This is a genomic window from Comamonas koreensis, assembly GCF_014076495.1.
Taxonomy (GTDB): Bacteria; Pseudomonadota; Gammaproteobacteria; order Burkholderiales; family Burkholderiaceae_C; genus Comamonas; species Comamonas squillarum.
Genome location: NZ_CP043575.1, coordinates 3,079,587 through 3,092,343 on the forward strand (window position 1 = coordinate 3,079,587; position 12,757 = coordinate 3,092,343).

Below are 12,757 nucleotides of genomic sequence, written 5' to 3' on the forward strand. Positions count from 1 at the left end.
AAAAAAAGCCGCAACGCAGTGCGGCAGTTGTGGGGGTCAGCTAGGTCTCTCAGGCAGCGGTGCCTTCTGGCGCCGCTGGCAGCTCCTCAAAGAACACCAGGTGATTGCCAAACGGATCTGCAATGCGCATCTCGAGCATGCCCCAGGGCATGCGCTCCAGCCCCGGTTTGGCATGGCGGTAATTTTTGGCTAGCAGGCTTTGCTGGAAGGCCTCGAGTTGCGGCCAGGCAATGCGTACCGTACTGCCGGGGCAGGCATCGCCATGGTGTTCACTCAGATGCAGCAGGCAGGCCAGGCCCGCAGCGCTGTGCAGGCTCAGCTGCTGGTAGAGCGGAAAGTCGTCGCCAAAGCGGTGTGTCCAGTCCTGCACAAAGCCCAGAAACTCCTGGTAGAACTGCGCCGCCCTTTGGGCATCGAAGCTGCGCAGCACGGGAATCACGCAGGGTTGAAAACGCGGGGTGTCGGTCATGGCAGCCAGCCTCCTCAACCCAGCGCCGCAATGACATCGGCGGGCGCCTGCACCAGCTCGATCAACACGCCCTCGCCAGCGATGGGGAATTCGTCATTGCTCTTGGGGTGCAGAAAACAGATGTCATGGCCCGCAGCGCCAGGGCGGATGCCGCCAGGCGCAAAACGCACGCCCTGGGCAGTCAGCCATGCCACGGCCTTGGGCAGGTCGTCAATCCACAGACCGATGTGGTTGAGCGGCGTGGCGTGTACGGCAGGCTTCTTGTCGATGTCCAGCGGCTGCATGATGTCGACCTCGACTGCAAAGGCCCCTTTGCCTATCGCCAGGATATCCTCGTCGACATTCTCACGCTCGCTGCGGAAGCTGCCCGTTTGCGACAGGCCCAGCATGTTCACCCAGAGTTTTTTCATGCGCTCTTTATCGGTGCCGCCTATCGCTACTTGCTGGATTCCCAAAACCTTGAACGGACGCTGTGCTGACATGCTGTATGGCTCCTTGTGTAGATGTGTGGCGCTTGTGCCGCAGTTGCCATTGTGCCAAGGCTTGGCAGCAATGGCGGTAGTGCGTGCGACGCAAACAATGCCATGATCGCTCTTGCGCATCTTTGCGAAATGGTCAACATTGCTTACATATTGCCGCCAACACCATCGGAGAAAAACTCCCCGTATTTACCCCAAATAACTACAATTTAAAGAACTCAATCACCAAATAGCATATTACTATGCTTGAATGATTTTTTAGAGATCCATTTGTCTCGCCGTCCCCGCATTGCGTCCACCATGTTTGCCGACCTGTCCTGCCCCCTACCCAGATCGCCTCTTCAGCCTGAAGTGGGGTTGGCATACCTCAGATCCCTACCGGGACAACCATGCCCCGTCTAAGCCCGCCGATACCCACAGCGACGCATAGCGACGCAACGCCTGTGCAACGCTATGCCCTGCCCAAGCGCAAGCGCAGCTTGCTGTTGAGCATCTGGCCCTTTGTGGCTTTGGCGATCGTACAGACGGTCTTGGCCATCTCCAGTTTGCACATACTGGGGGCCATGCGGGCTTTCAGCTCCGGCGAGAGCCAGTGGAGCAAGGGCCAGAAAGACGCGACCTATGCGTTGGCACGCTATGCGGTGAGCGGCGACCCTGCCGCCTATGATCAGTTCCACCAAGGCCTGCATATCCCCATGAGCGACATGCGGGCGCGCCTGATGCTGGAAGACCAGGGCTATGCTGCCAGGCCCCAGGCAGCCCTGCTGCTGCTGCAAGGCCACAACGAGCCCGAAGAGATCAATGCGCTGATCTGGTTGACCGTCTATTTCAAAAACACCGAGTCGATTGGTCAGTTGCTGGCCCGCTGGCAAGACGCCGATGAGCCCTTGCAGGAACTCCAGACGCTGGCGGGCGATATCTATGCCAGCATGCAGCTGGCTCCCCCGACCCCGGTACAAAAGCAAAGCTGGCTGGCCCAGATCAATGCGCTGCAGATACAGCTGTCCGAGGCCGAGCGCGCCTTCAACAAGGTGCTGGGCGATACATCACGGGCGATGAACAAATGGCTGTGGTCGATCAACATCGGCATCGCGCTGGCCATGCTGAGCCTGCTGATGGGCCATACCTGGCGACTGCAGCGCAAGACGGCCCGCGCCGAGGATGCACTGGATCTGGTCAGCGAGCGCGCCTCCACCACGCTGGCTGCCATTGGCGAAGCGGTCATCACCACCGATGCCGCCGGACATGTGATGTACATGAACCGCGCGGCCGAGGAGCTGCTGGGCGTGAGCCTGGAGCAGCTGGTGACCAGTGAACTGGTGCAGCACATGCATGCGTCGCCCTCCTCTGCCGGCAGCGACAAAGACGGCGCCTCTGCATGGGTACAAACGGCCATCGCCGATGCCCTGCAAGGGCGCGAGCACCCGCGTGAGACGATTTTCCGCCTTTGCGATGCGCAGCACCATGTGCGCGAGGTCAAACTCGCTTTTACCCCGATCGGGGACGACATCGGCACGACCGAAGCGGTGTTTGTGTTGCACGATGTGAGCCAGGAGCAACGCTATATCCGCGAGCTGGCCTGGCAGGCCACCCATGACCAGTTGACCGGCCTGGTCAACCGCTATGAGTTTGAGCGCCTGCTCGGTGTGCTCCTGGAGCAGACCAAGCAGGAGGACACAGCGCCCGGCGACCATGCCATCATGTACCTGGACCTGGACCAGTTCAAGGTCATCAACGACACGGCAGGCCACATTGCCGGGGACGCCATGCTGCGCGCGATGAGCGCCATGCTGCAGCGCTGCCTGCGGGCCGGGGACACGCTGGCCCGTGTCGGCGGCGACGAATTTGCCATTTTGCTCAAGCACTGCACCTTTGAAGATGCCAAGCGCATTGCCGAGCAGATCCGCGATGCCGCACAGAATGTGCGCATTCAATGGGGTGAGCGCAGTCTGAGTGCAGGCATCAGCATCGGCCTGGTCAAGCTCGCCGCGCCCCTCACCTCGGTGGAAGAAGTGCTGCGTGTCGCCGACATGGCCAGCTACGGCGCCAAGCAGCGCGGCCGCAACAATGTGTATGCCTACGACCCGGGTGTGGACCAGGAGATCGCCCGTTATGTGGGAGAGATGGAATGGGTCGAGCGCATCAAGGCAGCGCTGGAAGGTGGGCATTTCTGCCTGTATGCCCAAGCCATTGAAGCACTCAGCACAGACGCCGACGAGATCGCCGGGGGCGGCCTGCACATTGAGGTGCAAATACGCATGCGCCTGCCCGATGGCAACATCATCAGCCCCGTGCTGTTCATTCCTGCAGCTGAGCGCTACGGGCTGATGCCGATGGTCGACCGCTGGGTGGTCAAGCAAACCTTGCAGACCCTGGCCCACCTGCAAAAAACCGCGCAAAGCCCTGCCATCTCCTGCTGCGCCATCAACCTGTCAGGCACCTCTCTGGGTGACGAGCGTCTGCTGGATTTTTTGCAAGATCAGATCGCACGCCATGGCGTGGACCCGCGCACGCTGTGTTTCGAGATCACCGAGACCGCTGCCATCACACATCTGCCCAACGCCATCCGCCTGGTCAAGGCCTTGAAGGCACTGGGGTGTCGCTTCTCAATGGACGACTTTGGCGCGGGCGTCTCGTCCTTTGGCTCGCTCAAAAATCTGCCTGTGGACTTTCTCAAGATCGATGGCACCATCGTCGCCGATATGCTCAATGAGCCTGCCCACCGCGCCATGGTGGATGCCATCAACCACCTGGGCCACGCGCTGGACATGAAGACCATTGCCGAGTTCGCATCTACGCCTGAGATTGTGGAGTCCTTGCGCGGCATGGGTATCGACTATGCGCAGGGCTATGCGGTGGGCCGCCCTCAGCCTTTCTCCAACACGATCGCGGCACCATCTTCCAACTGCGTGCATTAGCCGCTGCAGTCCTGGCTGCCTCCTAGCTTCAACTGCTGGCACCGCATCGCCTGGCCTCGGGCGGCTTGCTTGTCACCGTGTTTGAGGCAGTCAGGAAATCAGACCATTGCAGCTATCGCTCTGGCACGGGCTTGGACCTGCGCGTTTGTGGGCAAGAGACTTGCCGTCTCCCCCGCTGCGTTGGGCCAGCAGTGTCTAATTGCCAACAATCTTAATCCCCTGAATCAGCAAGCATTTTTCTCGAACTTATGATTTACATTAATATAATTAATTAATTTCATAATTTCAATCGTGTTAGTCAATTTGAAAGGATGTCTGCGCTGGGCCAGTGCCCTTGCGCTGTGCTGCGCTTGGTGCGCGGCCCAGGCTACACCGCTGGCCTATGTGGTCAACCGGGATGACAGCAACGTGTCCGTGGTCGATGTGGTCAACAAGCGCACCGTCACCACCATTCCTGCCGGTATGGCCATGCCCCAAGAGATTGCCATCAGCCCGGACGGATGCCTTGCCTATCTCTCCAGCGTCTGGTCCGCCACCATTGCGGTCCTCGATCTGGGCAAGCACCAGCTGCTCGCTGGCATCCCTTTGAACCAGGTCAGCAACGGTGTTGTTTTCAGCCCTTCCGGAGCGCTGGCCTATATCGATACCAACACCCCTGGCGGCGGCGCGATTGCTGTCATTGACACGGCCACCCACCAACTCGTGCGCACCTTTCCCGTCAGCCCCCACAACACCCGTGGCATGGCCATCCACCCCGATGGTTCACGCCTGTATGCGCTCGAACAACACCGCGACCCCGATGTCGGGCAAGTCGCGGTGATCGACCCCAGCAGTGGCACGGTGCTCGAACGCATCGGCGTTGGCACGGATGCCAGCGATATCCAGGTTCACCCGGCTGGCACCCTGGCCTATGTGGTCAACCGCGAGTCTCGCCAGGCCCATGGCACTGTCACCGTGATCAATACGCGAACCCACACCGTCGCCGCCACGGTCGCTGTCGGCAAGCACCCCAGTCGCGTCGCCTTTCACCCCGCAGGCAACCAGGCATATGTCACCAACAGCGGCGACGGCACGGTCTCAGTCATCGACACCGCCAGCCACGCGGTGGTCGGTGTGATCGAGGTGGACCAGACACCGCAGCATGTCGTCTTCCATCCTGCAGGAACGCATGCCTATGTGAGCAATCCGCAGCGCAATAGCCTGTCTATTATTGATACCGCTACCCAGGAAATGCATGGCGCCGTGACGGTGGGCAGTGCTCCTTGGGGGGTTGCGTTGGCCAGCAATGGGCGCGAGACCGCCACCCCACAGGGTACCAATGGCCTGGAAGCGGGCAGCGTCGTGGCAGGCAAACCCATTCCAATCAGCGGCGTATGGGCCGGCTTGTTGCTGCTGGTCGTGAGCATGACGGCACTGCACCGCCATGGGCAGAAGCTGATGGGCTAAGCACCCGCTGCAAAAACCCCTGCTTTGGCCGTCCCATGGAGCAAGGGTTGTGCAGACCATCGCTCCAGCAGGCTGGCTGGTGGCGGCCTCCGCCCCAGCCGGCCAAAAACAAAGGCGCCAAGCCTTCGCTTGGCGCCTTTGCGGCGATCTGAGTGCAACAACGCCGCAGTCTTAGCGGCTGCCCTTGCGCGCGGGGCCTGACTTCTTGGCCTGCCCAGGCTTGCCTGCGCCGGCGCGCACGCCAGCCCTTGGCGGCAAGCCGCTGTGCTGGGTCAACAGTTGGCCGGGCTTGGGCTGCGCAGTGCGAAAGCGCACATCGCCCTTGGGCTCCTGCTGCTCTTGCGGGCGGCGCGGCGCCATCGCTACGGCCTTGCCGTCTTTGTTGGTGGTGTAGCCCAGGCCGGTGCCACCCTTGGAGGCAGTGCTGTTCTTTTTGCGCGCGCTCTGGTAGCTGCCATCGACGAGCGGCTGGAAGGTCGGGATCAGGTGCTGCTTGCCATTGCCGATCAGGTCCGAGCGCCCCATGGTCTTGAGTGCTTCGCGCAGCAGCGGCCAGTTGTTGGGATCGTGGTAGCGCAAGAACGCCTTGTGCAGACGGCGGCGCTTTTCACCGCGCACGATATCGACGCGCTCTTCGGCCTCGTCCCGCATCTGGCGGCGCACCTTGGTGAGCGTATTGCGGCCGCTATGGTACATCGCGGTGGCGGTAGCCATCGGGCTGGGGTAGAAGGTCTGCACCTGGTCGGCGCGGAAGCCATTCTTCTTGAGCCAGATCGCCAGGTTCATCATGTCCTCATCGCTAGTGCCCGGGTGGGCCGCAATGAAGTAGGGAATCAGAAACTGCTTCTTGCCCGCCTCTTCGCTGAACTTTTCAAACAGCTGCTTGAAGCGGTCATAGCTGCCAATGCCGGGCTTCATCATCTTGCCCAGCGGTCCTGCCTCGGTGTGCTCGGGGGCGATCTTCAGGTAGCCGCCCACATGGTGCTGCACCAGCTCCTTGATGTACTCGGGCGACTTGACCGCCAGGTCATAGCGCAGGCCCGAGCCGATCAGGATCTTCTTGATGCCAGGGAGCTTGCGCGCGCGGCGGTAGATCTTGATCAGTGGACCGTGGTCGGTGTGCAGGTTCGGGCAGATGCCAGGGAACACGCAGCTGGGCTTGCGGCAGGCCGCCTCGATCTGCGGGCTCTTGCAGCCCAGGCGGTACATGTTGGCCGTGGGACCGCCCAGATCCGAGATGGTGCCGGTGAAACCCTTGACCTTGTCGCGGATGTCTTCGAGCTCCTGGATGATGGAGTCTTCCGAGCGGCTCTGGATGATGCGGCCTTCGTGCTCGGTGATCGAGCAGAAGGTGCAGCCGCCAAAGCAGCCGCGCATGATGTTGACCGAGGTGCGGATCATCTCCCAGGCGGGGATCTTGGTCGCGCCTTCGTGGCTGCCGTTCTCGTCGGCATAGGCCGGGTGCGGGCTGCGGGCATACGGCAGACCGAACACCCAGTCCATTTCGGCGGTGGTGAGCGGAATGGGCGGCGGGTTCATCCACACATCGCGGGCCGTGGCTCCTTCGCCATGGGCCTGTACCAGCGCACGGGCATTGCCGGGGTTGGTTTCCAGGTGCAGCACGCGGTTGGCATGGGCGTACAAAATTGGGTCGCTCTTGACCTCTTCAAAGCTGGGCAGGCGCAGCACGGTGCGGTCGCGCGCCGGCATCTTGGATTTGTGGCGCAGCGACAGATTGGGCACAAACTGCAGCGGCTGCACATTCGACAGCGTGGGCGCGCTTGCGCTGGCAGCAGCCGAGCCACAGGCGGCGGCGGGAGCCGCAGCGGACGCATTGGCGCCCTGCTTTTCTGCATCTTCCTTGGCGCAGCTTTGGCCCTGGGCTTCTGCCTGCTCGCTGGTCGTCATGTAAGGGTTGATGTGGGGCTCGACCTCACCGGGCTCATCGACCGTCGTGGAGTCCACCTCGAACCAGCCCTCCTCCGATGCACGGCGGAAAAACGAGGTGCCGCGCACATCGGTGATGTTCTCCACCGGCTCGCGCGCGGCAATGCGGTGGGCCACTTCGACCAGCGCACGCTCGGCATTGCCGTAGAGCAGGATGTCGCACTTGCTGTCCACCACAATCGAGCGACGTACCTTGTCGCTCCAGTAGTCGTAGTGGGCAATGCGGCGCAGCGAGCCTTCGATGCCGCCCAGCACAATGGGCACATCCTTGTAGGCTTCACGGCAGCGCTGGCTGTAGACGATGGCCGCGCGGTCCGGGCGCTTGCCGCCCACATCGCCCGGCGTATAGGCGTCGTCCGAGCGGATCTTGCGGTCAGCCGTGTAGCGGTTGATCATCGAATCCATATTGCCCGCCGTCACGCCCCAGAACAGGTTGGGCTTGCCCAGCGCCTTGAAGGCCTCGGCACTTTGCCAGTCCGGCTGCGCAATGATGCCCACGCGAAAGCCCTGGGCCTCCAGCACGCGGCCAATCACGGCCATGCCAAAGCTGGGATGGTCCACATAGGCGTCACCGGTGACCAGGATGATGTCGCAGCTGTCCCAGCCCAGCTGGTCCATCTCGGCTCGGCTCATCGGCAGAAATGGCGCAGCACCAAAGCGCTTGGCCCAGTACGGCTTGTAGCTGGTCAGCGGCTTGGCAGCACGTTCAAAAAAAGAAACATCAATCGGGGCAGACATGGGCAACAACAGTCGTGGAGTAATGCACGCGGGGCTCGGCGCCAGGGTGGCGGGGTCCGATATTCTAAAAAAATAGCCCGTAGCGCGCACTTGTACGGGTATTGATGCTATGTATTTGGAAGCATCTGCGGGGGCAAGGCCCCAGTTCAGACCAGGGCGGTCAAGGCATTGCAGCGCGGCGCCAGGCTGGGATAATCACCGGCCCCTGGCTGGCGGGGGCTATGGCCACCAGCATGGGGTATTAAACCCGCATTTTTTGCGCTGCATCAAATAGCTTGCCATTGTCGCATGGCTAAGCGCTGCACCGCAAATAAAAAAGGCAGCCCAAGCTGCCTATGGCGGTCACGCGATACGAGTGATGTTTCTTAACCGGTACCCAATCCTGGCGCTCTTGCTCAGCGCCTTACCACTCACCGCCTTCGCGCACGCGTTGGGCCAGGTCCACATAGCTGCCATCGTCATTGGCACTGGGAGTCGTTGGCAGGGCTGCCAGTACTTCAGTCACATAGGCGGGCGTCTCCAAACCTGCACGTCCGAACCCATGGTTGTTCAAGGAATCCAAATTGGTTTGCAGTTGGTGTTGCATGGTCGCTCCCGGGTAATGTGTCAGTCGGTGGTATGGAATGGTTCTTGGAAAAATCGGGGTAGACTCGCGCCTGGCTGCGCCTGAGGTCTCCGCTGCGGCAAGCCACTCCATCACTGGAGCGCTCCCGTCATTGAAACAATGATATGTGTCTAACGCATGACATCTAGGCGACGTTGACGCATGACAGTGTAAGCAAACGTCTTCTCCCCGCAACGCATGCCCTACACCCTGGCCCAGCCCGTTCACAGCGAACTGATCATCAAGAAAAGCCGTTTCATCGGCTGTGTTCAGCCGGTGCAGGACCGTGCACAGGCCTTGGTCATTGTTCAAAGCCTGCGCGAGCAACACCCCGGCGCCAACCATGTGTGCTGGGCGCTGATGGCGGGCGGGCAGTCTGCCGCCGTCGATGATGGCGAGCCCAGCGGCACAGCGGGGCGCCCGATGCTCGATGTGCTGCGCCACCAGCAGATCGAAGGCGCCCTGGCAACGGTGGTGCGCTATTTTGGCGGTGTCAAGCTGGGCGCCGGCGGTCTGGTGCGGGCCTACACCGACGCCATTGCCCAGGCGATGCTGAAAGCAGAAAAAATCGAGCGCCAGGCGATGACCCGCCTGCAATGCCGCCTGCCCTACGCGCTCGAAGGGGGCATGCGGCGCGAGGTTGCCAGCGCCAACGCGCAGTTGCTGCACGTGAGCCACGGCGATGATGTGCTCGCCGAGATCGAGTTGGTCGCGTCGCACGCCCCTGACTTTGTCGCCCGGATGAATGAACTTGGCCAGGGCCGCATCCTCTGGCTTGATGATCCTGCTTGAATCTGGCCGGCTGCCGCGTGTGCGCTCGCGTCCATGTAAAAGAGTAATTCAGTCCTGCGGCGAGACATGCGCGTGCTTTTCAGTGCCGTTATCATCAAACGCGCACGGGTATGCGCTAGCGGGTAGCGCATGGAAATAGCGAGAGTAACTATGGCGATTCATTTATGGGATTACGCACCTGACGCACTGGAAGTATCGATGAGCGAGCTGTTGGTGGCCACCGCCGAAGGCTCCGACGACCTGATTGACCAGAACGTCAAAGAGGTGTTGCACGGACTGCGCGAGCATCTAAAAATGGATGTGATCTTTGTCTCGGAGATCCGCAATGGCCAGCGCACCTTCAAGCATGTGGACCACAGCGCCGGCAAGGCCTTGATTGAAACCGGAGGCGGCTCCTCGCTGGAGCAATCCTTTTGCCAATGCGTGCTCGACGGCCGCCTGCCGCCGCTGGTGCATGACGCGGCAGAGCACATCGAGTCGGCCAAACTCCCTGCCACCCCTTTCCGCGTTGGCGCCCACCTGAGCACCCCCATTGTGCTGGCCAATGGTGAGATCTACGGCACCCTGTGCTGCTTCAGCACCGAGCCCGACCCGAGTCTGCGCGATACCGATCTGCAAAAACTCGCCGTCGTTGCCAAGCACACGGCACGCCGCATCGATGTGCGCCGCGAGACCGCGCGCGACGCCGAGCTCGAGAAATGGAAGCTGCAGCCAATCGATGAGAAAAAGCAGGCTTGGGCGTTCCCTGGCAAGAAGGGAAACTGAGTTGCAAAAGCTGCTGTAGCAATGGAGCAGCACCGAGACAAGAACGGGGGCTTCTAGCGCTACAATGGGCCGGTTCGCGGGTGTCGTTCAATGGTAGGACTCTTGCTTCCCAAGCAAATAACGTGGGTTCGATTCCCATCACCCGCTCCAGATAAAACAAAACGCGCCTTGCTAGGCGCGTTTTTCATGGGCTGCGGCCGGATGATCAATGCGTGTGCAAACCACCATTGACCGAGAACTCCGCGCCAGTCGCATAGCCGCCATCTTCCGATGCCAGCCAGGCGATGATCGCCGCGATCTCGGTGGGCTCACCCAGGCGCTTCATCGGGATGGTGCCAACGATTTTCTCCAGCACATCGGGACGGATGGCCTTGACCATGTCGGTGCCGATATAGCCGGGGCTCACGGTGTTCACGGTCACGCCCTTGCCGGCCATCTCCTGGGCCAGGGCCATCGAGAAGCCATGCATGCCTGCCTTGGCGGCAGAGTAGTTGGTCTGACCCGCCTGGCCCTTTGCGCCGTTGACGGAGCTGATATTGACGATGCGGCCCCAGCCTTTTTCCACCATATCGGCGACGACCTGCTTGGTCACATTGAACATGGAGTTGAGGTTCGTTTCGATCACCGCTTGCCAGTCATCGGGTGTCATCTTGATGAACATGCGGTCCCGGGTGATACCGGCATTGTTCACCAACACATCGATGCTGCCGTGCTCCGCCTTGGTCTTGGCGAAGGCTTCCACGGTGGATTCCCAGTTGCCGACATTGCCGACCGAAGCGTGGAACTCATAGCCAAGCGCCTTTTGCTCGCCCAACCATTTTTGGAAATCGCGCGTGGGCCCGCAGCCCGCAATCACCTTGAATCCATCTTTGTGCAAACGCTGGCAAATGGCCGTCCCAATGCCTCCCATACCGCCGGTTACGTAGGCCACTTTTTGACTCATCACATCTCCTTGGTTTTGCATGAAATGCTTGTGCACTACCACTGTAACCAAGAAACGAGGTGTGCAAACGCTCGTTTACGCCAAGCGTACAAATTCTTGCAGTACCTCTCAATTTCGGCGATTTTGACCGGGTATTGCAACAGAAACGCGCCAGATTAACGCGCGGTTTTGATCGTTTTCGCGCCGCATCAGCGCAAACCCTATCACGAAGCAGACAGCCATAGTCAGGTATTTTTATGACAGACCAACGGCGATCGATTCCAGCAAAGGAATGCGTCTGCCTGCGCCATGCAACGCTTTTGAGCGGCTACGGGAACGCATCAAAAAACCGCCTCGGGAGGCGGTTTGTGCGCACGCGGGGCGGTGAACGCTCAGGCGCGTTCCACCGCCAGTGCCACGCCCATGCCGCCGCCGATACACAGGCCGGCAATACCGCGCTTGGAGCCACGGCGTTTCATCTCGTGCAGCAGTGTCACGAGGATGCGCGCACCGGATGCACCAATGGGGTGGCCAATCGCAATCGCGCCACCGTTGACATTGACCTTGCTGGTGTCCAGACCCAGCTCCTGGTTCACGGCGCAGGCCTGGGCCGCAAAGGCTTCATTGAGCTCGAACAAATCGACCTCCTCGGCCTTCCAACCGGTCTTGGCCAGCACCTTGCGCACGGCATGCATGGGGCCCATGCCCATGATCTTGGGGTCCAGGCCCACGGTGGCGAAGCCGACAATGCGTGCCAGCGGCTCAGCACCCAGCTCCTTGGCCTTTTTGGCGCTGGCAATCACCAGGGCGGCGGCACCGTCATTGAGGCCCGAGGCATTGCCGGCAGTCACCGAGCCAGCCTTGTCAAAAGCGGGCTTCAAGCTGGCCAGTGCTTCGCCATTGGTCTTGCGGTTGATGTATTCATCTGCCTTGAAGGCGACCGGGTCACCCTTGCGCTGCGGGATATGCACGGTGACGATTTCTTCGTCAAACTTGCCGGCATCCTGCGCAGCGGCTGCCTTTTGCTGGCTGGCCAGCGCAAAGGCGTCCTGCTTGTCGCGATCAATCTGAAATTCCTTGGCGACGTTCTCTGCCGTGATACCCATGTGGTACTGGTTGTACACATCCCAGAGGCCGTCGACGATCATCGTGTCGGTCATCTTCCAGTCGCCCATGCGCTGGCCGTCCCGCGAGCCGTTGAGCACATGGGGCGAGAGGCTCATGTTTTCCTGGCCGCCGGCCACCACGATCTCGGCATCGCCCTGGCCAACAGCCTGCGCTGCCAGCATGACTGCCTTGAGGCCCGAGCCGCAGACGGCGTTGATGGTCAGCGCCGGCGTCTTCTTGTCCACACCGGCCTTGATCATCGCCTGGCGTGCGGGGTTTTGGCCCACACCCGCGGCCAGCACCTGCCCCATGATGACCTCATCGACCTGGTCGGCGCCCACATTGGCACGGGCCAGCGCCTCCTCGATGACGGTGGCACCCAGGTCCGTCGCGGGCACTTTGGCCAGCGAGCCGCCAAACTTACCAACTGCCGTGCGCACGGCGGAGATGATGACGATGTCTTCCATGATTCTTCCTTTTAAAAAATGGGCACGGATGCCGTTGTCTCTGACGGCCATGCGATGCTAATTATTGCACCGCAGCATTTGAATTGCGATGCAGAAATTGCAA

10 protein-coding genes and 1 tRNA gene are annotated in these 12,757 nt (G+C 60.9%); 5 read left to right on the plus strand and 6 right to left on the minus strand.

Translation table 11 applies throughout. The features are described from left to right. Nucleotides 1-49 precede the first annotated feature (49 nt). Both F0Q04_RS13935 and F0Q04_RS13940 read right to left on the minus strand, forming a co-directional pair. On the minus strand, nt 50-469 hold the full coding sequence (locus tag F0Q04_RS13935) for a glyoxalase superfamily protein (protein WP_116925701.1): 420 nt from the start codon (nt 467-469) through the stop codon (nt 50-52). 14 nt (nt 470-483) lie between these two features. Further along, nucleotides 484-951: a VOC family protein gene (locus tag F0Q04_RS13940; protein ID WP_116925774.1), complete on the minus strand. Its 468-nt coding sequence runs from the start codon at nt 949-951 to the stop codon at nt 484-486. A 386-nt stretch (nt 952-1,337) separates the two neighbouring features. Between F0Q04_RS13940 and F0Q04_RS13945 the strand changes: the two genes are divergently transcribed. Together F0Q04_RS13945 and F0Q04_RS13950 are read left to right on the plus strand one after the other, a co-directional pair. After that, nucleotides 1,338-3,866 carry an EAL domain-containing protein gene (locus F0Q04_RS13945; protein ID WP_182341419.1) on the plus strand — a complete coding sequence of 843 codons (2,529 nt, stop codon included), beginning with the start codon at nt 1,338-1,340 and terminating at the stop codon, nt 3,864-3,866. A 291-nt stretch (nt 3,867-4,157) separates the two neighbouring features. After that, nucleotides 4,158-5,312: a YncE family protein gene (locus tag F0Q04_RS13950; protein WP_182341423.1), complete on the plus strand. Its 1,155-nt coding sequence runs from the start codon at nt 4,158-4,160 to the stop codon at nt 5,310-5,312. Nucleotides 5,313-5,483: 171 nt separating this feature from the next. On the opposite strand, the gene F0Q04_RS13955 is transcribed toward F0Q04_RS13950, so the two are convergent. Next, nucleotides 5,484-7,997, minus strand: a complete 2,514-nt coding sequence (locus F0Q04_RS13955) for a YgiQ family radical SAM protein (RefSeq protein ID WP_116925704.1) — start codon at nt 7,995-7,997, stop codon at nt 5,484-5,486. Between the two features lie 403 nt (nt 7,998-8,400). Further along, a complete protein-coding gene (locus tag F0Q04_RS13960; RefSeq protein WP_021028080.1) occupies nt 8,401-8,583 on the minus strand; it encodes a hypothetical protein in 183 nt (60 codons plus the stop codon). A 216-nt stretch (nt 8,584-8,799) separates the two neighbouring features. Between F0Q04_RS13960 and F0Q04_RS13965 the strand changes: the two genes are divergently transcribed. The 3 genes from F0Q04_RS13965 to F0Q04_RS13975 all read left to right on the plus strand — a co-directional run bounded on the left by F0Q04_RS13965 (nt 8,800) and on the right by F0Q04_RS13975 (nt 10,308). Beyond that, nucleotides 8,800-9,393 (plus strand): IMPACT family protein, encoded by a 594-nt coding sequence (locus F0Q04_RS13965; RefSeq protein ID WP_116925705.1) that lies wholly within the window; start codon nt 8,800-8,802, stop codon nt 9,391-9,393. Between the two features lie 198 nt (nt 9,394-9,591). Next, complete coding sequence (locus tag F0Q04_RS13970) at nt 9,592-10,158, plus strand: GAF domain-containing protein (RefSeq protein WP_232539345.1); 567 nt, start codon at nt 9,592-9,594, stop codon at nt 10,156-10,158. 76 nt (nt 10,159-10,234) lie between these two features. Continuing rightward, a tRNA-Gly gene (locus F0Q04_RS13975) sits at nt 10,235-10,308 on the plus strand. Nucleotides 10,309-10,363: 55 nt separating this feature from the next. On the opposite strand, the gene phbB is transcribed toward F0Q04_RS13975, so the two are convergent. Beyond that, on the minus strand, nt 10,364-11,101 hold the full coding sequence (phbB, locus tag F0Q04_RS13980) for an acetoacetyl-CoA reductase (RefSeq protein WP_182341426.1): 738 nt from the start codon (nt 11,099-11,101) through the stop codon (nt 10,364-10,366). A gap of 371 nt (nt 11,102-11,472) precedes the next feature. Beyond that, complete coding sequence (locus F0Q04_RS13985) at nt 11,473-12,654, minus strand: acetyl-CoA C-acetyltransferase (RefSeq protein WP_182341430.1); 1,182 nt, start codon at nt 12,652-12,654, stop codon at nt 11,473-11,475. Nucleotides 12,655-12,757: the final 103 nt, after the last annotated feature.